The following is a 19,162-nucleotide window of genomic DNA, read 5'->3' as shown; positions in this document are numbered from 1 at the left end:
ACACCGCCCGGTGTTGGCGGAGAGTCTGGCCGGAGCCACACTCCGCGCGGCCATCGTCGACCCTCTCACCTTCGACGGCAACCTGATCCAGACCCGGCACCGATTCCTACCGTCTCGCCCTCACCCACGCCTGCGCCGCAGTCCGTGACTCGGTCGGCTGGAGTCATCCCTGGTGTTCGAGAACGAACGCTCAACTCCCGCCCCGGACACGGCACCCAGGAACGATCCACCTCATTGTGTGAGCCGTTGTTGGGTGCGCCCGGAACTGGTGGCACAGACCGACACGAATGACCCCGTGCCGGAATGGTGCGCCACCCGCTTCCCGGGCCTGCGGCACGACCAACGTCCGGCCCTTGATCCAGGACGGCTCGCGGGGTCGTAATCCGGGCCATCGGGGGTACTCGCCGCATCTGCCCCTCCGCGTACGGCAGACCTGCTGCCGGCGCCATGGATGCGGAAAGGAAGTACTGGCATGAGCACGGTCAAGGAATCGGTCGAGGTCAAGGTTCCCGTCCACACCGCTTACAACCAGTGGACGCAGTTCGAGGAATTCCCGAAGTTCATGGAGGGAGTCGAGGAAGTCACCCAGCTCGACAACACCCACAACCACTGGACCACCAAGATCGGTGGCGTGCGGCGGGAATTCGACACCGAGATCGTCGACCAGCTCCCCGACGAACGGATCGCCTGGCGCACGATCAGCGGCGACACGCAGCAGATGGGCATGGTCCACTTCCAGCGCCTCGACGACACACACACCCGAGTGGAACTCGTCATGGACGTGGAACCGACCGGGGCGGCGGACAAGGCCGCGTCCGCTGTCGGGTTGATCGACCGGCGCGTGAAGGGCGACATGCGGCGCTTCAAGGAGTTCATCGAACAGCGCGGCGAGGAATCCGGATCGTGGCGGGGCCGCGTCAGCCCCGCCTGAACATCAACCCGGCATGAAAGACGTCGAGGATTCCTGCCCAGGACCGTTCGGGATGCAAAGTCGCCAGGGCGCTGATTCCCTGAGGGGGCCAGCGCTCATCCCGAACGTCCGAGGAGTGGTCATGAGCGGTTCAGGCGAATCCGGGAGCCACGTCCGTCAACTGCGACAGGAGGCCGATGCCCTGAAAAAGGAGGCGGAACGGGCGACCGACCCGGAGGAGCGTCAGCGTCTCCAGGACCGGGCGCGCAAACTGCATGCGCAGAGCGAGCAGGAGAGCGCCATGGCCGCTGGGGATATATACCCCCAGGAGTAACAGCCGTTACTCCACGTTATCTCGCTCACCTGCGTGGAACGGCCCACACACCCGGCCGACGGGGGCGGCCCCATCAGCCTGCGTTCACTGAAGCGTGCGCGGCGGACGGGGTCGGCGGACGTGGCGACATCATCGGCTGGGAGCAGGCCACCGAGGCGGAGGCGGGCCGTGATGGTCGGCCGGCGACCCAGCATGCGAGGTCCCCCGCATTGCGGCATCCAGCACCTGAGCAGCCTCGGACAGGGCAGGTCTCCGGCTCCGCCGAGGGTGTCAGTGCCGGCTGGGCAGGAGCGTGACTTTCGAGGTCGCGGAATCCGTGCCGATCGAGAAACGGACCGTCCGCGCCATGAGGGGCGCAGCAAGGCGGTAGAACCCGTCGGCGCTCCCCCGGACACTCAGGGATGCGGGCGAGTGTGCCCTCGGGGTGCGGGCCAGACGCTGCGCGACGTCGGCGCCCGGCACCTCGACCGGGGACGTAAGGGGCCGACAGAGCGATCTGCGTCGCGTTGTAGCAACGCGGTGTAGATCCCGTCCTTGCTGCCGAGGTGCCAGTAGAGGGAGCTGACCGGCAAGCCGGACGCGGCGGAGATCATCACGATGGGACGTGGCAGTGTGGCCGTGCGGCGACATCAGGTCGCCGACGGTGTCGAGAATCGCGTCGCGGGCCCGCGTGCCGCAGTCCTGGGAAAGGGAAGGCCAGCCCGGCCGGGCTGGTCGTCCCCAGACCGTCTTCGCCACATGGCCGCCGACTATTTGGTGCGCAGCATAAGGGCGAGGCGAGTGTGGTCACCGTAAACCCCGGTTTCGTCGCCTTGGATGCCGTACCACTTCTGGAATCTGGCCACGGCCGCCCCGACCTCCATGCCGTAGCGGCCATCGATCGCGCCGCCGTCGTAGATGTTCGGGACTTGGAGCAGACGTACCTGCAACTCGTACACTCCATGGCCGCTGTCGCCCTGCCGCAGCACGCCCGTGCCCGGGATCTCGGGCAGCGAGGGAGCGGGGTTGTCGGGCAGCGTGGGAGCGGGGTTGTCGGGCAGCGGCTGGTCCGGTTGCCCGGAGGGCGGGGAGGGAGCCGCCGGCGCCGGGTTGTCGTTGTTGTCGTTGACCAGCAGCGAATAGGCAAGGATCAATCCGCTCACGGCGCCCGCCCCGAAGGCTCCGGCGACGCGACCGGCCCGCCGATCGGTGAAACGCCGCCATCCGCGACTTCTCTTTCTCGCATGCGCGCGGGCGAGTGGTGCCGGCGACTCCGGGGGCGAGACCGGGCGTTGGGGGGTCGCCGACCGAGTGAAGTCCAGGCCCGGGCCGGTCCTGCGGTACGCGCCCTCCTGCGGGGCAGCCGGGCGCAGGAAGGTCAACGGCGGCGCGGCGTGCGCTGAGCCTGTGCCACTCGCCGTCGGCGGCTTTCCAACCGACGGAGGAGGAACAGGCTCCAGACGCGCGCCGCGCAACCACAGCGGCTCCACCGCGACATCCCGCGGGGTGTTGGGCTGGTGTACGCCACGGGTCCGCAGCGGCTCCACGGCAGAGGGCTGGACAACGTGCGGAGGATCCGGATCCACGTCCTCGAGCCCCTCACCATGCCCGACCGGCTGTGTCCATCGAGGTGGGGGCGGAACGGGGATCGCGGCAAGGGGTGAGGCCGGATGAGTGATGCCGGCGCTCCCGGCCGGTTCGCTGCGTTGCGACCACGACGGTGGCGGGCTCTCGGCCCACCCCTCACGCTCGTCGGACGCGTACAGGTCGGCGCGTGCGGCGTCCAAGGCATCCAGCACGGCTTGAAAGGAGTCCCGTATCTCCTGCCCGATATCAGGCATTGAACCGGGCGCTCGCGGAGGCTCGGTGTCGTTGAGTCCCACCGGCAGTCCTCCTCCACCAACGGCTGGATGACCTGTCGGCGACAGACCAGCACGTCTTTCGTGTGCGGTTGCGTACCAGAATCTTGGGTTGTGATCGCGAGGACGGCGCCCTTGCGGGAGCCGGCCCGCACGGGTGGGGCTTCGCTGTTTCGTTGTGACTCGATACGCATCCCGTGCGGCCTTGTCTCATCCCCGTTCCGCGATGTAGCCCATATCTCACCGATTCCTTCGAGGAGTTGACCGCCTGCGGTAACCGAGGGGCGCGGGTTCGGGTCTGGTGCGGGGCGGCGGCGGTACGCAGGGTGGTTGCCCGGTGAGTACGCAGGAGGACGCTGAGGAGCGGGAGTCTCCGAACGTGATGGCCGCAGCGTCCAGCACCACGAGGGGATGCTCCGAGGCTGCTTTCGTGAGGGCGTCCTCCAGCGGGACAAGGTTGGCCATGTCGATGTCGCAGCATGCGGTGATCACCCATGCGTCGCCGTGACGGTACTGGGCGCCGCGAAGCCAGCCGGGCGTCGTGTGGTTGCTCCGGTCAGAGACGTACACCGTCCCAGTTGGTCCACGAAATGAACCAACTGGGGAATGCGGGGAGCCGGAAGCAGAAGGGCTCCCGGACCAAGTGGTCGGTGAGCCCTTGAGTGCTGGGTGAGTCAGTGGCGGGAAGCGAAGCCCTCTGACTGGTCGAGATGGAAGGGAGAGCCTGCTGATGTCGCTGGCAGCAAGCGGTGGGTTCCAGTAGCCGCCACCGCTGCCGGCCGTGGCCCCGCCACATCCGGTCGCTGCTCCACCGAGATAATGCTGCGAACGGCGTCTGCCACCAGCTCGTTGTCGATGTGTCAGAGAGCAATCACATGGCCGGTGCGCGGGGCGGTCCGCCCCGACTGGACCTCGTGCCAGACCTGCTCCAGGGCCTGAGGGCCGTTGCTGTGGACGACGTCTACCCACCCTTCGACCACGGGGGCGAATCGCTGCCAGGCGTCGGCGAAGCGGCGGTCCAGCCCCGCGCGCCCCCAGTCGCCGATGCGCTTGCGCATCTGGTCGGGTGCGAAGAACATGCCCGGTCCCGTGTCGGCGAGTGTGCCGGCGGGCCCGGGCTGCTGGGTGGTTACGCCGACGACCACGTGGTGCACCAAGGCGTCGCCGAGGTGAGTGCGCAGCGCGGCGCTCAGTGACTCGTCGCCGGCGAAGTCGGCGTACAGGATGGGCGCGGCCGGGGAGAGCTGAGAGACCTCCTCGTACGTCAGCACCCGGTCGTAGCACCCCAGACTCTCGGTGAAGGCGAGGTTGCGCCGGGATGTCAGGCCCACTACCTCGTGCCCCTGCCCTTGGAGCAGGAAGGCGGCACCGTAGGCGGTTTTGCTCGACGCGGACGACAGGAGAGCGGTGCGTGCGCCCAGCCAGGCGTTGTCGACGATCCAGTCGGCCAGCATGAATGAGGTCCAGAACAGCGGGCGGTAGAGGATCTGCAGGTTCTCGCGGTCGGCCTCGTACGCGAGGTCGCCCGTGGTGAGCGCGTAGGCGCTGTAGGGCGGGGGCAGCGTCTTCCGGTGGGGGCTGGCGTCCCGGAAGCCGCGCTCGTCCACCCGCCCGGGCCGCGCCAACAGGTGGCTGGCGCACGGCAGATAGCCGTAGTGGCGGCTGCCGGGCTCGACGCCGTCGACCCGGGATGCCACGACCTCGGCGAAGCCCCAGAGCGGGACGATCCCCCAGCCTGCCGGGGCCGGGAAGAACTCCCAGTAGCGGAAGGAGTCGCCGAGTGCGGCGTAGGTGACGTTGTTGGCGGTGAGGCCGACCCGGTCGACCCGCAGCAGTACTTCGCCGTCCCGGACTTCCGGGATCGGCGCGTCGACCAGCTTGGTGGTCGACAGGTCATCGCGGGAGACGAGCAGGTTCCAGCCGCTGGGTGTGGCAGTGGTGTCCATGGGTCGGGAACGTACTTGAATCCGGATTCAGATTCAATACCCGGCTAGGATGCGGCCATGCGCTCCCCCGACCACGCCCCCTCCGAGCCCCCAGCACCCCGGCGCACCCGGCGCGGGATCCGAACCAGGGACGCCCTGGTCGCCGCAGCCCGGCGGATCTTCGAACGGGACGGCTACCTGGACGCCCGGATCGTTGACATCGCGGCCGAGGCCGGCGTCGCCACCGGCAGCTTCTACACGCACTTCACCTCCAAGGAGGACGTCTTCACCGCCGTCCTGGCGGAGCTGCAGGACGAGATGCTGCACGCGGGAGTCAGCGACGGCACCCGCAAGGACCTGCGCCGCGGGGTGGAGGACGCAAACCGCGCCTACCTGGAGGCCTACCGTCGCAATGCCGCACTGATGGCCGCCATGGAGCAAGCCGCCGCCGTAGACCGACGTTTCCTGCAACTGCGGCTGCAGCGCTCGCAGGCGTTCATCGACCGCAGCGCCACAGCCATCACCCGCCTCCAGAAGGCCGGCCTCGCCGATCCGGCCCTCGACCCGACAGTCACCGCTCGTGCGCTCAGCGCCATGGTGAGCCGCATGGCGTACGTGACCTTCGCCACCGACCAGCCCGTCCCCTTCGAGACGCTGGTGGAAACCCTCACCCGGCTCTGGACGAACGCCCTGCGCATGCCCCGGGAGTAGGAACCCCGCGGAGGCCCGTGGCTTCGTCTTTCACGCCGCGCCAGCCCACGCCAGGGCTCCGTTCGGGTTCTCCTCACCTCTGGGTCGTCCGACGATCATGTGGTGATCCGCGCCGCGCGCCGGGGCGCGCCTATGCCGTCGTCCACGAGGAACGACCCAAGCCATGCCCCCGCCCTTGGGCGGGAGACGATGGCTGAGCGGAGCTCACGCTCCTCGGGGCCGGGCGCCACCGCTTGTGGCGTCCGGCCTCTCCGGCCTCGAGACACCGGTAGGCACGGTGAGGAGTTCGCAGGCGGCTTCAGGCGGCGCGCAGATACGCCGACGTCGCGACCCGTCCGAGCATCTGCAGGCGTGACGTCCCGAGCGCCAAGTGCTTGTCCAGAGCGTCCTGTACACCTGGCCAGGCCACGTCGCCATAGTCGTCGAGCACCACGATTCCGCCGGGCGCAACAATGTGCTCGACCCATTCCAGGTCAGCTCGCACGCCCTCCTCGGAGTGGTCACCGTCCACGATGATCACGCCGTACTCCCGGTCGGAGACGGCACTCCGCACTTCGGGGTCGGAGGAGAAGCCCTGTTCGATCCTGGCTTCGAGGGCCGATGGGCTGCCGCCGAGCGCCAGATTGGCCCGTACGACGTCCTCACGCACCGGAGTTCCCGTCGGATCGTCGTGCTGGGCGGTGCCGGGCTGAAGCTGAGCGCCGGCCAAGGGGTCGACGATGGTGAGATCTGCCTGGATCCCGGCGCGGTGCACCATCCGCACCAGCGCCGAGGCGAACAGCCCATACAGGGTGCCGATTTCGAGAATGCTGCCATTGGGCGGGGAGAGCAGCGGAACGGTGGCGAGCTTTCCGCAGATGTTGGACGTGGAGCCGGCCACCCTGCCGACTGCGAGGGCTTCCATGGCGATCAGGGTGCGGTAGGCGACGACCACACATCGGCGGGCGTGTTCGCTGCCCCCGGTCACGTTCTGCATTTCGCGTACGAGAGTGTCGATCTGCCCGGCTCGCGGGATCCGGTGCCCGCTTCGGGCCGTGCCATCGAGGAGCAGTCCGACCGCGTACTGCTGCCTCTTCATCTCGTCCACCTCTCGGCGGAGGGCGTCGAGGTCGGTTCGCAGGGGCTTCGCCGTACGGGCCACACCGCGCTCCACGAGTTGCTCGATCGCGGTGAGGGCGGGGTGCAGGACTTGCTTAGTCAAGCGGTTGCGCAGGAGAGAGTGCATGCCCGGGAACGTACGGGTGGACGTCCGCCATGCACACCACGCGCCAGTGTGGTGCGGGTGAAGTGTTGGTTGCGCCGCGGCGACGGGAGTGCGGCGCCGCGCTGTGGATCTGCCGGAGACACGGCCCCGCGGGCGTCGGCGAGTCGGCGCACGGGTCGGTGACGGTGAGCTGTGTAGGGTCTTGGCGAGTGTCTGCTCCCGGCGAGGACCGCTCCCCGAACCGGCTGAACATCCCGCAGGCCGTATGCGCAGACCTGCCCGATCACCAGGAGTGCTGCCGTTGCGCCCTGTCGATTCGTCATCTGCGCCAGGCAGTCTGGGTTGGAACCGTGACACCGCGACACTGGCACTCCTGTCCTTCGCCATGCTGATCGTTTCGCTCGACCAGTACATCGTGGTGGTGGCACTGCCCGACATCGCGCGCGACCTCGGCTATTCGGCGCAGACGCTCCAGTCGGTCATCAGCGCCTACGCGGTGGCGTCGGCCGGCTTCCTGCTGTTCGGCGGGCGCGCAGCCGACCTGCTCGGACGTCGCCGCATTCTGGCCACTGGCCTCGGTCTCTATGCGGGTGCAGCGCTGGCGGGCGGACTCGCGACCGGGCCCGGGATGCTGCTCGCCGCCCGTGCCTTCCAAGGTTTCGGCGGAGCCCTCGTCTTCCCCACCACCTTGGCGCTCATCAACACCACATTCGCGGAAGGCCGGATGCGCAATCGCGCTTTGGGGATCTGGGGCGGTGCAGGCGCTGCGGGACTCGTGATCGGTGTGCTGCTCGGTGGTCTTCTGACTCAGGCGTTCGGCTGGGAAGCGGTGTTCCTGGTCAACGTTGCCTTGGCGGGACCTGCGCTGCTGCTTGCCTTCGTGCTGATCCCCCCGGACGGCGAGCGCGAGAGGGGCCGCAAGTTCGATCTGCCCGGTGCGCTCAGCGTCACTCTGGGCGTCACGTTGACGGTGTTCGCTCTGGTGCAGGGCCCCGGCTGGGGCTGGCTCTCGCCGGGCATCCTCGTCAGCGCGGCTGCGGGCGTACTGCTGATCGGAGTCTTCGCCATCGTCGAGCGGCGCAGTGACGACCCGCTCATGCCGCCCCGGCTGCTCTCCCACCGCAACCTCATCACTGGCGTCGTCATTGCGTTCATGTTCATGGCGACCTTCGGCTCGGTGCTCTATTTCCTGTCCATCTACTTCCAGGAAATCCTGGGCTACGACGCGTTACAGACCGGCGCCGGCTTTCTCATCCCCACGGCGGTGGTGGTCGCCGGCTCGACAACAGCGGGCCAGTTGGTGACGCGGTTCGGTCTTCGAGGCACGCTGGTCGCCGCCCTCGCCATCGGTGCGCTCGGTGCCGCAGGGCTCGGCCTCGCGATCTCGCCGGACGGAGCGTACGGCGAACTGATCCCCGGCCTGGTGGCGCTCAGCATCGGTGACGGCGTGGTCTTCACCGCCATGTTCATCGCCGCCGCCACCGGAATCTCCGACCGCGAACAGGGCATCGCCTCAGGTATCGCCTCCACCGGCTCCGGCATGGGCGCAGCTGTCGGACTCGCCATCCTCGTCCTGGTCGCGACCGCCGGCCTCGACGACCTCTCCGGCGAACAGCTTCGAATCGCCACCGCCGACGGGATCCGCACCACCTTGTTCGTCATTGCAGGCGGGATCGCGCTGACCTGTCTCGTCGCCTTGACCCGGTGCCCGACACCGACCGGCCCAGTACCCTCCCCCGTGCCCTACCAGACCCGCCGCTGCTGAAAGCGGTGCAGGCCGCAGACACGACCGTGACGGGCCGCCCACCGGGCCGGCCGACACCGGCACTTGCAGCGACATCGGGACGATCTCGTCAGGCCGAGGAGTTACCCGAATCGGGCATGCAGGAGGTCAGCATGCGCCAGGCCTGCGAGACAGTCGCTCCGGCCACGCCGAGGAGAGCCATGGGAGGGCCGGCCCAATGGACGAGTTCACGGTGCACCTCCGGGGCCAACTCGACAGTCACCTGAACGTATCGGTTACGGAGCACGGCAACCTTGGTCATGCCCGGCGGTTCCGGATTCCGGTGCAGGGCTGCACGGTAGCTGTCCTTGCGTCGGCTCACGCCGTGTGCCGCTTCATGAGTTCCTCCGCGAGGTCCATATAGGCCGACCCTTTGACCTTGACTTGCATGCCGAATGACTGGGAGTACAGGTCGAGCCGGGGGATCTGCGTCGCCAATACGTCGTAGCCGCGCTCGGTGAGCACCTCGCGCGCGTCGGCATCCGGACCGGTACGAGTGGGCTCATGGCGATTGGTGCGGTTGAGCAGTACCGCGGTGCGTGCCGGCTCGGCGCGCAGGGACTCCACGTCGTCCATCTCCGTCCGGATGGGCGCCATCCGGTCGAGCTCGATGGGCGCCGGCGTCACGGGGATGATCCACTCGTTCGCGTGGCGCATGATGCTGCGGGCAATACGTGCATGGTCTTCCAGCTGCGGAGCGTCGAAGACGACCGCCCGCCGGTCACCGACGAAGTCGCCGACCCGGCGGTGCACATCACCGACCGGCAGGGCGACCACCGGGAACGGGAATCCGTCGGCCAGATCGCTCCAGCGCAGGGCGGAACCAGCCGGATCCCCGTCGACAAAGAGGGGAGACATGCCCGACTCGTGGAGCGCGTGGGCCAGCCAGATCGCGCTCGTCGTTTTGCCGACTCCCGGCTTGAGATTCACGAACGCACAGCTCAACAGCACTCGCAAACCGTAGCACTCAGGCATAATTCGCAAGAGAAACACCCAATCCTCGGCGAGCCGCTACCCGCTCCCACTGGCGGGCGCCGCGCCGACGGCACCATGAGTGCCGCGATCGCCGGCAGGTCGTCGAAGTCGGCCGTGTTCACGATGCCCCGCCTTCGCCACGACAATCGCCGGCCGGTCATCCGGCTCTGCCGGCGCGGCATCGAGCGCAGCCACGTCGGCGGCTTCGCGATCACCTGGAAGTACGGATAGCTGCCGCAGCCGGTTGCGGCCGATACCGAGGGCAGGCAGCACCTTGGTGATACTGGAGTCCGGACTGCCGGAGAGGACGTCGACGGCTCATGAGGCTCACGGCGGCAAGGTTGACACGGGTGCCCCCTCTTCGGGGCGACGGCCATGCATGGGCAACCCCTGGCCGCGGCTGCTCTCGCACGCAGCCTCAGTGGCTGTGCCACCGGCGCTTGTGTCGTGCTCGGCCGTCAGGCCGCGGGGACTGTGTGGTGGATCTGCCGCAGGAACGTGGCGTTGTTCGGCGTATGCCGGATCCGGTCGAGCAGGGTCTCCAGGGCCGGCTGCACGTCCCGCGAGTGAAGAGCGCGGCGCAGCCCACGCAGCGCTGCCAACTCCGCGGGAGAACGCAGGAGTTCTTCGCGCCGAGTGCCGGAGGGGGTGATGGCGACGGCCGGGAAGATCCGTCTGTCCGCCAGCGCGCGGTCCAGTCGGAGCTCCATGTTGCCCGTGCTCTTCAGCTCTTCGAAGAAGTAGTCGTCAGCGCGGGATCCGGTGTCGACCAGCGCGGTGGCGAGGATGGTCAGAGAGCCTCCTTCCTCGGCGAGGCGGGCGGCTCCGAAGAGACGCTTGGGGCCCTGTACGGCCGCGGCGTCCACGCCGCCGCTGAGGGTTCGGCCGCCCGAGGCCGCCGCGTTGTTGTGCGCCCGGCACAGCCGGGTGAGGGAATCCAGCAGAATAACGACGTCCTGGCCCTGCTCCACAAGCCGCTTCGCTCGCTCCACCGCGAGTTCGGCAAGGGCGATGTGTTCCTTGGCAGAGCGGTCGAAGGTCGAGGCGAGCACTTCACCTCGTACCGAACGGCGCATGTCGGTGACTTCTTCAGGGCGTTCGTCGAGCAACACCACCATGAGATGGCACTCGGGATGGTTGGCGGACACGGCGGCAGCCAGTTGCTGCAGAAGCACCGTCTTGCCGGTCTTGGGCGGCGCGACAATGAGCCCGCGCTGCCCCTTGCCGACGGGCGCGACCAGGTCGACGAGCCGTGTTGTCAGGCTCCCCGCTCCGTGTTCGAGTTGCAGGCGTTGCCGGGGGTGGAGCGGGGTGAGGTCGGCGAAGTGCGGACGGCCGCGGAGCTCCTTCGGTGGGCGGCCGTTGGCCATCTCCACCTGGGCGAGGGAGCGCGGCCGGCCGACGCGGCCTTCGATGGCATCGCCCTTCCGCAGGCCGTGTTGGCGGATCTGGGCGGCTGACACCTGGACGTCGCCCGTGTTCGGCATAAGCCCTCGGGTGCGGAGGAAGCCCTGCCCGTTGCTGGTGATGTCGAGGACGCCGACGGCTTGAACCGGTAGTTGTTGCTGGACAGAGGGGATTTCGAGAGTGCTGGTCACACAGGTCCTTTCGCGGACATGATGAAGGAAGGCCCGGATGATGCCGCAGAGTTACGCATCGTGCGGCGGGCAAAGGGCCGAGGGCCGGAGGCCGAGGACCGGGAGGAAGATCTGGTGCTGAGAGCTGGACTGCCGGTCATGAACAGACGGGCGTAACAGCGAAAAGAGGGAAACAAGCACTGGCGCCGAGGTGAAGGCGTACACACGTGCTGCTCGGAAGATACCACTCAGCGCCAGGGGATGCCAGCGGCCGTGTTGCGGAGCCCATTCGCCCCAGTGACCACGCGCCTGGTGGGACGGCTTGTACGGGACACGACCGACAACAGGTGCTCCAGGTCCCGGAGTTCTGCCGCCCGGCCCGCACGCGCTCCCCGGCACACGTCCGTATCGCCCGTCGTCTGTGCCAACTTCTCCCCGCACCTGACGACGAAGAAGTGCGACGAGTCGGCGACTGGGCCGCCGCGAACATGACGACGCGGCCTCCGGCCACCGCGCCCGATGGATGCCTCGGGGTGCTGGTGGTGGCCGGAGGCCGCTGCTGCGCCGGTCAGCCCGCGTTCTTGACAAATTCGGTGGTGTAGGTCTTGCTCAGGTCCACCGTGGCGTTCTTCAGGTTCGGGTTGAATGCCTTCAGGACGCGCTCGACGGTCTCCGGTCCGTTCGCCGGCATGACTCCGTCCGCCGTGAACATGGGCAGCGTGCTCTTGATCGACTGCGCGTACAGCTCCTTGCCGCCCTTCGCGTAGTCGGCGGGCATCTTCGCGGCGATCTCTTCGGGCGTATGGGTGGACATCCACTTGAGGGTCTTCACGAAGGCGGTGGCCAGCTTTTGCACCTGCTCCTTGTGGCTGTTCACCCAGTCGGTGTTCATGTAGAGGCTGGAGGAGGGATAGGGGCCGCCGAGAGCCTTCTCGGAGCCTTCGGGCGTACGCATGTCGATCAGGACCTTGCCGAGCTTCTTGTCCAGGATCTGCGCGACGGTCGGGTCGGTGGTCATGCCGCCCTGGATCGAACCTTGCTGGAGGGCCGAGATGAAGGTCTGCCCCGCGCCGACGGCCACCGGCGTGAACTCACTTGTCTTCACACCGTCGTTGACGGCGAGGTACTTGGTGAGGAAGTCCGTGGACGAGCCAAGGCCGGTGACGCCGAGCTTCTGGCCCTTGAAGTCCTTGGGGGACGTGATGTCGCCCGCCGCCTTGTTGGAGACCACCTCGACCTCACCGGGCGCGTGCGAGAACTGCACCACCGATTCCACCTGCTTGCCCTTGACCTGCAGGTCGAGCGTGTGGTCGTAGAAGCCGACGACGCCCTGCACGTCACCGGAGACGAGCGAGGTGGTGGCCTGCACGCCGGCCGGCTCGGTGAGCAGCTGGACGTCGATGCCCTGCTCCTTGAAGTAGCCGAGCTGCTGGGTGAGCATCGCGGGCAAGTAGATGACCTTGTCGAGGCCGCCGACCATGATCTTGACCTTGCCGCCGCTCTCCTTGCCGGCGGCGGAGGAATCGTTGCCGCAGGCGGTGAGGCTGGTGAGGGCGAGCGTCGCGGCCGCCGCGGCTGCCGAGATCTTGACGAATCTGCGCATGGTGATGTCCTTAGGACGAGCGATTACGGGGAAAGTGGAGGCCTCAGCGGTCTGCGCCGGCTTCCACGGGCTTCCAGCGGAACAGCCGTTTCTCCAAGAAGGTGAGCAGCCCTTCGGCGAGCAGTGCGACGACGGCGAGAATCACCATGGCCGCGTACACGCCTGCCGCGTTGAAGGTGCCCTGGGAGGCGGAGACGAGCAGGCCGATGCCCTTGGTCGCGCCGATGTACTCGCCGACGATGGCGCCGATCAGCGCGAACCCGAAGCTGACGTGCAGGCTGGTGAAGATCCACGAGGTGGCGGAAGGGATGACCACCTGAAGGGTGACCTGGCGGTTGCTCGCGCCCAGAATGCGGGAATTGTCGACGAGGTTGCGATCGACCTCCCGTGCGCCCTGGAAGGCGTTGAAGAAGACCGGGAAGAAGACCAGCACGACGGCCGAAGCGACCTTCGAGGCCGGTCCGAGGCCGAACCAGATGAGGAAGATCGGGGCGAGGACGATGCGCGGCAGCGCGTTGAGCACCTTGATGTAGGGGCCGAGCACATCGGCGAGAAAGCGGACCCGGCCGAGCGCGATACCCAGCACCACACCGCCGATCACGCCGATGATCCAGCCGAAGAGCGCCTCGTAGAGGGTGTACCAGATCTGCTCCCACAGGGAGCCTTGCGGGGTGCCGTGCAGCGCCCACGTGGTGATCTGGTCCCAGATCTTCGACGGCATCGAGAAGTTGAAGGGATCGATGACGGCGGAGCGGGCGAGCCACTCCCAGAGCCCGATGACCGCGAGGAGCAGCAGCACCCGGGTGCCGTAGACCAGGAGCCTGTGGTTGCGGGCTGCCCGCGCCCGGGCCTGCGTCCGTTCTGTACCGGCCTTCACGGCGGCTACCGGTGCGGCAATGGTCTCAGGCGGCATCGAAGGCACCCCTCTCGCGGGTGATACGCACCTCTTCGCCGAGCGAGGACCAGATCTCCCGGTAGATCTCGATGAACCGCGGCTCCAGCCGCACCGACTCGACCTTGCGGGGCCGTGGGAGGTCGATCTCGAAGACCTCCTTGACCGTCGCCGGGCCGGCCGTCATGACCACGACCTTGTCGGCGAGCGCGATCGACTCCTCCAGGTCGTGGGTGACGAAGACGACCGAGGCGCCGGTCCCGGACCACAGCTCCAGCAGTTCGTCGGACATCAGCGCGCGAGTCTGTACGTCGAGCGCCGAGAACGGCTCGTCCATGAGCAGGATCTCGGGGTCGTTGACGAAGGTCGCCGCCAGGGCGACACGCTTGCGCTGGCCACCCGACAGCTGATGCGGGTACCGGTCCTCAAAGGATGAGAGCCCGACCCGGGCGAGCCACTCGCGGGCCCGCTCCTTCGCTTCGGCCTTCGGCGTGCCGCGGAAGCGGGGACCGGCCATCACGTTCGACAGCACGGTGCGCCAGGGGAAGACAGCGTCCTGCTGGAACACGAAGCCGACCTTGTCGCCGATGCCGCGGACCGGCTCGCCCCCCACCAGCACCTCGCCCTCGGTGGGCTCTTCCAGTCCGCTGACCAGGGTCAGCGTCGTGGACTTGCCGCATCCGGTGGGTCCGACCACCGCGACGAACTCACCGCGGCCCACGGTCAGGTCGAGATCCCTGATGGCGATGTGGAGAGCACCGGACGGGGTCCGGAACGCTTTGCTCGCCCCTCGTAGCTCGATGGCGGGGCTTGTTTGGCTGTTCATGGGGCGGGACGCTAGATGTGGTCCGTGCCACAGCGGCAGCCTTGTGGGCGCAACTCCTCCTTCTGCTCACAAACCCCTGTTCTGCTCGTTTTGCTCGCGCTACAACAACGGATGCGTTACAGGGTCTGGGCACCGGCCCCGGCCGCGATTACCGTGCGTTCACGGTGACATGAATCGGAACAGTCAGTTCCGCGAGGGTGCCAGGGACCGGGAGGCAGAGGTGACCCGTATGCGGATCCGCTGGCCCCGACGCGTCTTCGCCCAGGTGCTGGCCGCGCAGCTGGCCATCACCATCGGGGTCATCCTGCTCGCCACCGGGCTCTTCCTCGCCCCGCTCAGCTCCCAGCTCGACGAACAGGCGATGCGCCAAGCGCTCTCCATCGCCCAGACCACCGCCGCCGACCCGGAGGTCACCCACGACCTGCTCACCACCGAACCGAGCCGGCACGGCCCCGTGCAGCAGCGAGCCGAGCGGATCCGTCACGCCACCGGGGCTCTGTACGTCGTGGCGATGGACACCCGCGGTGTGCGCTGGTCGCACACCGAGGCGGCACGGATCGGCCACCATGTGTCCACCGACCCCAGCGTCGCGCTCTCCGGCCATGACGTCATGCAGATCGACAACGGCACACTGGGGCGCTCCGCCCGCGCCAAAGTGCCGCTGCGCGACGCCACCGGGAAGATCGTCGGCGCGGTATCGGTGGGAATCGCCTACGACAGCGTGCGCGAGCGGCTGCTCGGCGCCGTCCCCGGACTGCTGCTGTACGCAGGCGCGGTACTCGCCGTGGGCGTACTGGCCGCGATCGGTGTCTCACGCAGACTGCAACGGCGAACGCATGGACTCGCGTTCGCCGATATCTCCGCGCTGCTCGAGGAGCGCGAGGCAATGCTGCACGGCATCCGCGAGGGCGTGGTCGCACTCGACAGGCAGGGCCGGATCCGCCTGGCCAACGATGAGGCGCAGCGGCTTCTCGGCCTCGGCGAGCACGACACCGGACGCCCCCTGGACGAGGTGCTGCCCCAAGGGCGTACAACGGACGTACTGACAGGACGGGTCGACGGGGAGGACCTGCTCACCGTCAGCGGGGGCCGGGTGCTGGTCGCCAACCGGATGCCGACCGAGGACGGCGGGGCGGTGGCCACCCTGCGCGACCGCACCGAACTGGAGCTCCTCGGCCGCGAACTGGACAGCACCCACGGATTGCTCGACGCACTGCGCGCCCAGGACCACGAGCATGCCAACCGGCTGCACACCCTGCTCGGGCTGCTCGAACTCGGCCTGCACGACGAGGCGGTGGAGTTTGTCGCCGAAGTCGCCGATACCCGACGGGCCTCCGCCGAACATGTCGCCGGACGCGTGCACGATCCCCTGGTATCGGCGCTGCTCGTCGGCAAGGCGGCCATCGCAGCCGAACGCGGCGTGGCCCTGCGCGTCTCCGCGTCGACGCTGCTGCCCGACCGGGTGATCGATCCGCGTGACCTGGTGACCGTACTCGGCAATCTCGTCGACAACGCACTCGACGCTGCCGCACACCGCTCGGCAGACCCGTTCGTCGAGGTCGAACTGCGGGCCGAGCGCACCACAGTGGTCCTGCGGGTCTCCGACACCGGGCCCGGGGTGCCGCCCGGGATGCGCGACCAGGTCTTCGCCGAAGGCTGGTCGACCAAACAGTCCCCCGCACACCGCGGCCGCGGGCTCGGCCTCGCCCTGGTGCGGCGGCTGGCCGAGCGGTACGGCGGCATGGCCCGGGTCACGGCACGCGCGGGTGGTGGCGCGGTCTTCACCGTCGTACTGCCCGAGGCACTCGCCGGGGACGACGCCCCCATCCGTCAACTCACCGTCGCAGGAGAGTCACGATGATTGACGTACTGGTCGTGGACGACGACTTCCGCGTCGCCGAGATCAACGCGGCGTACGTGGGCAAGATGACCGGGTTCCGCGTCGCGGCCCGGGCCCACACCGCCGCCCAGGCCATGGCCACCCTCGAACGTACCCACGTCGACCTTGTCCTTCTCGACCACTACCTGCCGGACGAGACCGGCCTGACCCTGGTACGGCGAATGCGTCAGCTCGGCCACCAGGCCGACGTGATCATGGTGACGGCGGCCAGCGACATCGCCACCGTCCAGGCTGCGATGCGGTACGGCGCACTGCAGTACCTGGTCAAGCCGTTCACCTTTGCCGGGCTGCGGGCAAAGCTCGAGGGTTACGCGACACTGCGCCGCACCCTCGAGGGCGTGGGCGGACGCGGCTCTGCGGGCCAGGAGCAGGTGGACCGCATCTTCGGCGCACTCAGAGCCGCTGACGTCGCCCCGCCCGAACTGCCCAAAGGCCACTCCGCACCTACCGTGGACCTCATCCGCCGCGTCCTCGGCGACGCCGGGCACCCCCTGCCCGCACACGAAGTCGCGGGACGCGCCGGCATCAGCCGCTCCACCGCCCAGCGGTACCTCAAGTACCTCGAGGGCGTGGGCCACATCACTCTCAGCCTGAAATACGGCGACACCGGCCGCCCAGAGCACCTCTACACGTGGGCGAAGGTGCACTGAGGGGAGCGTGGGGCACCGACGGCGTCCCTCACCCTGCGCTGCGGTTGCGCGGGTGACACGCCGTCGTGACAGGGGCCCGCACCCTCTGGGGGCGGCCGCTCTTGGGCGGAGGTGGGGCTGCACGCCGCGTCTGCCTGGTGTCACTGCCCGCATACGCTTTCTGGAAGGCTGCGGGCGCTGGCATGATCGAGGGATGGCTAATCGCATCACTGCCGCGTGTGACGGGGCATCGAAGGGAAACCCGGGCCCTGCCGCCTGGGCATGGGTCGTGGCCGACACGCAGGGTCAGCCCGTGTCGTGGGAGGCCGGACCACTCGGCAAGGCCACCAACAATGTTGCCGAGCTGACCGCGTTGCTGGAGTTGCTGGAGGCGACCGACCCGGCCGTGCCACTCGAGGTGCGCATGGACTCGCAGTACGCGATGAACGCCGTGACCAAGTGGATCGCCGGGTGGCGACGAAACGGCTGGAAGACCGCTGCCGGCAAACCCGTCGCCAACCGCGACCTCGTCGTACGCATCGACGCACTGCTGGCAGGCCGCACCGTGGACTTCCGCTACGTCCCGGCCCACCAGGAAGACGGAGACCACCTCAACGCGATCGCCGACCAGGCCGCGAGCGAGACCGCACTGACCCAGCAGGCTGCAGGCACCTCATACGGCGCCACGCAGTTGCCCGCCCCCACGCGCCCGCAGCAGAAGGCAGCCCGCAGCGGCGGCACTGCAACAAAGGGGGAGACCGGGAGGCGGCCCACGTCCCGCCCTGGAGGAACCATCCGCGCAAAGTTCTCGGGCCGGTGCCACTGCGGAAAGCCGTACGCCGCGAAGGACTTGATCGCGAAGAATCCGAACGGCTGGGGGCACCCAGAATGCCGAGCAGCCGAAGCCGGTTGACCTGCCCGTACTCCGCATACTCCAACCACACTGTCCAGATTCGGGAGTTGCACCGCCAACTGCACCGGCACAACGCCGACGTCCGGCACCCCGAAGGTGTGGCCGCCGAGCGACGCGAACACGTTCAGGTACGCAGCGAAAAGGCATCCGATGGGGAGCAGCGGCCTGCCCTGGCCGCCGATGCCGGACCACCAAAGCCCGGCAGTTGTCCCGACTACAGAATGAGGTTGGCGTGAACGCGCTGTAGTGCGACTGCCGGGTCCGCGGCACGTGTGACCGTCCGGCCCACGACGACATGCGAGGCACCGGCGGCGACCGCCGCGCGCGGAGTACCAGGGCGGGCATGCTCGGCCGGAGACTCGCCGGGCAGCGTTACCCCGGGCGTGACGATCAGGGCATCAGCACCCAGCAACCCCCGCAATGCCGCGACATCCTGCGGCGAGGCGATCACCCCGTGACAACCAGCGTGCCGGGCCAGCCGGGCCAGTCGGGACACCTGATCCTCGGTCGAGCCGCCGATGCCGACGTCGGCCAGGTCCGCGTCGGTCATGCTGGTGACAACGGTCAGGCCGAGGACGCTCAGCCCTGGGAAGTCGCGGGCCGCAGCGACGGCGGCAGCCATGATGGCGACGCCACCCATGCCGTGCACGGTCACCATCGACGCGCCCAGGGTTCCCGCGGCGCGGACCGCGCCGGCGACGGAGTTGGGGATCTCGAAGAGCTTGAGGTCCAGGAACACCTCTTTGCCCTGGGCGACGAGCTGCTGGACCAATTCGGGTCCGGCCGCCGTAAGAAGCTCCAGCCCGACCTTGTAGAAGAGGCACTCATCGCCCAGCCGGTCGACGATGTCCTCGGCGGTCCGGCGATTGTCGAAATCCAAAGCAACAATGACCTGGTTGGTTGGTTCCACGGCGTCATTGTGACGCAATCGCGGCAACCACCCGTCGCCCGGACTCTCGGCCCAGACCGACCGTGGTCGCCATGGACGGCCGGCGGCGCACCGCGGCAGGCGCTCTGCCGGCCGGGACAGCCGCCCTCGGTCGCCGCCAACTGCACCGATGGAGACCCGACATGGCCGCGATCAGTCGCGCCGGCGAATGAGCCCGCCCCGAGCGGGTACTCCATCAGCTTCCGACGACCGG

Annotated in this window: 18 protein-coding genes; 8 read left to right on the top strand and 10 right to left on the bottom strand. The window is 68.4% G+C overall.

All coding sequences use genetic code 11. The features are described 5' to 3' along the window. Positions 1 to 472: 472 nt before the first annotated feature. Positions 473 to 931 carry an SRPBCC family protein gene (locus OG966_RS39280; RefSeq protein WP_326654911.1) on the top strand — a complete coding sequence of 153 codons (459 nt, stop codon included), beginning with the start codon at positions 473 to 475 and terminating at the stop codon, positions 929 to 931. A 121-nt stretch (positions 932 to 1,052) separates the two neighbouring features. Then, positions 1,053 to 1,244, top strand: coding sequence for a DUF6381 family protein (locus OG966_RS39275; protein WP_326654909.1), 192 nt, complete (start codon positions 1,053 to 1,055; stop codon positions 1,242 to 1,244). Positions 1,245 to 1,993: 749 nt separating this feature from the next. On the opposite strand, the gene OG966_RS39270 is transcribed toward OG966_RS39275, so the two are convergent. Further along, entirely contained in the window at positions 1,994 to 2,386 is a 393-nt protein-coding gene (locus OG966_RS39270; protein WP_326654908.1) for a peptidoglycan-binding domain-containing protein, read from the bottom strand. Positions 2,387 to 3,942: 1,556 nt separating this feature from the next. Further along, positions 3,943 to 5,028 carry a DUF2855 family protein gene (locus OG966_RS39265; protein WP_326654906.1) on the bottom strand — a complete coding sequence of 362 codons (1,086 nt, stop codon included), beginning with the start codon at positions 5,026 to 5,028 and terminating at the stop codon, positions 3,943 to 3,945. Between the two features lie 57 nt (positions 5,029 to 5,085). Between OG966_RS39265 and OG966_RS39260 the strand changes: the two genes are divergently transcribed. Beyond that, complete coding sequence (locus OG966_RS39260; RefSeq protein ID WP_326654905.1) at positions 5,086 to 5,718, top strand: TetR/AcrR family transcriptional regulator; 633 nt, start codon at positions 5,086 to 5,088, stop codon at positions 5,716 to 5,718. A 298-nt stretch (positions 5,719 to 6,016) separates the two neighbouring features. On the opposite strand, the gene OG966_RS39255 is transcribed toward OG966_RS39260, so the two are convergent. Further along, entirely contained in the window at positions 6,017 to 6,943 is a 927-nt protein-coding gene (locus tag OG966_RS39255) for a class I SAM-dependent methyltransferase (RefSeq protein ID WP_326654904.1), read from the bottom strand. Between the two features lie 364 nt (positions 6,944 to 7,307). Here OG966_RS39255 and OG966_RS39250 point away from each other — a divergent pair, with 364 nt between their 5' ends. Beyond that, a complete protein-coding gene (locus OG966_RS39250; protein WP_326654903.1) occupies positions 7,308 to 8,687 on the top strand; it encodes an MFS transporter in 1,380 nt (459 codons plus the stop codon). An 88-nt stretch (positions 8,688 to 8,775) separates the two neighbouring features. On the opposite strand, the gene OG966_RS39245 is transcribed toward OG966_RS39250, so the two are convergent. Both OG966_RS39245 and OG966_RS39240 read right to left on the bottom strand, forming a co-directional pair. Then, positions 8,776 to 9,027, bottom strand: coding sequence for a hypothetical protein (locus OG966_RS39245; protein ID WP_326654902.1), 252 nt, complete (start codon positions 9,025 to 9,027; stop codon positions 8,776 to 8,778). Then, the gene (locus OG966_RS39240; protein WP_326654901.1) at positions 9,024 to 9,656 is read right to left on the bottom strand and encodes a ParA family protein; all 633 of its coding nucleotides are present in this window, start codon (positions 9,654 to 9,656) and stop codon (positions 9,024 to 9,026) included. The genes OG966_RS39245 and OG966_RS39240 overlap by 4 nt, the downstream gene beginning before the upstream one ends. Before the next feature lie 99 nt (positions 9,657 to 9,755). Here OG966_RS39240 and OG966_RS39235 point away from each other — a divergent pair, with 99 nt between their 5' ends. Beyond that, the gene (locus OG966_RS39235) at positions 9,756 to 9,911 is read left to right on the top strand and encodes a hypothetical protein (RefSeq protein ID WP_326654900.1); all 156 of its coding nucleotides are present in this window, start codon (positions 9,756 to 9,758) and stop codon (positions 9,909 to 9,911) included. Between the two features lie 227 nt (positions 9,912 to 10,138). On the opposite strand, the gene rho is transcribed toward OG966_RS39235, so the two are convergent. The 4 genes from rho to OG966_RS39215 all read right to left on the bottom strand — a co-directional run bounded on the left by rho (position 10,139) and on the right by OG966_RS39215 (position 14,578). Beyond that, the gene (gene rho, locus OG966_RS39230; RefSeq protein ID WP_326654899.1) at positions 10,139 to 11,278 is read right to left on the bottom strand and encodes a transcription termination factor Rho; all 1,140 of its coding nucleotides are present in this window, start codon (positions 11,276 to 11,278) and stop codon (positions 10,139 to 10,141) included. A 547-nt stretch (positions 11,279 to 11,825) separates the two neighbouring features. Continuing rightward, a complete protein-coding gene (locus OG966_RS39225; RefSeq protein ID WP_326654898.1) occupies positions 11,826 to 12,860 on the bottom strand; it encodes an ABC transporter substrate-binding protein in 1,035 nt (344 codons plus the stop codon). Between the two features lie 43 nt (positions 12,861 to 12,903). Beyond that, positions 12,904 to 13,773 carry an ABC transporter permease gene (locus OG966_RS39220; RefSeq protein ID WP_326654897.1) on the bottom strand — a complete coding sequence of 290 codons (870 nt, stop codon included), beginning with the start codon at positions 13,771 to 13,773 and terminating at the stop codon, positions 12,904 to 12,906. Beyond that, entirely contained in the window at positions 13,763 to 14,578 is an 816-nt protein-coding gene (locus OG966_RS39215; protein WP_326654895.1) for an ABC transporter ATP-binding protein, read from the bottom strand. Before OG966_RS39215 ends, OG966_RS39220 begins: the two co-directional genes overlap by 11 nt. Positions 14,579 to 14,807: 229 nt before the next feature. On the opposite strand from OG966_RS39215, the gene OG966_RS39210 reads away from it, so the two are divergent. The 3 genes from OG966_RS39210 to OG966_RS39200 all read left to right on the top strand — a co-directional run bounded on the left by OG966_RS39210 (position 14,808) and on the right by OG966_RS39200 (position 18,020). Beyond that, the gene (locus tag OG966_RS39210) at positions 14,808 to 16,439 is read left to right on the top strand and encodes a sensor histidine kinase (protein WP_326655544.1); all 1,632 of its coding nucleotides are present in this window, start codon (positions 14,808 to 14,810) and stop codon (positions 16,437 to 16,439) included. Further along, complete coding sequence (locus tag OG966_RS39205; RefSeq protein WP_326654894.1) at positions 16,436 to 17,128, top strand: response regulator; 693 nt, start codon at positions 16,436 to 16,438, stop codon at positions 17,126 to 17,128. The genes OG966_RS39210 and OG966_RS39205 overlap by 4 nt, the downstream gene beginning before the upstream one ends. A gap of 193 nt (positions 17,129 to 17,321) precedes the next feature. Further along, a complete protein-coding gene (locus tag OG966_RS39200) occupies positions 17,322 to 18,020 on the top strand; it encodes a ribonuclease H family protein (protein ID WP_326654892.1) in 699 nt (232 codons plus the stop codon). Between the two features lie 214 nt (positions 18,021 to 18,234). On the opposite strand, the gene pyrF is transcribed toward OG966_RS39200, so the two are convergent. Then, on the bottom strand, positions 18,235 to 18,930 hold the full coding sequence (gene pyrF, locus OG966_RS39195) for an orotidine-5'-phosphate decarboxylase (RefSeq protein ID WP_326654891.1): 696 nt from the start codon (positions 18,928 to 18,930) through the stop codon (positions 18,235 to 18,237). Positions 18,931 to 19,162: the final 232 nt, after the last annotated feature.

Origin of the sequence: Streptomyces sp. NBC_01750 (assembly GCF_035918095.1) — a bacterium.
Taxonomy (GTDB): Bacteria; Actinomycetota; Actinomycetes; order Streptomycetales; family Streptomycetaceae; genus Streptomyces.
Note: the sequence above shows the minus strand (reverse complement) of the source record. Positions and strands in the feature narration are given on the sequence as shown.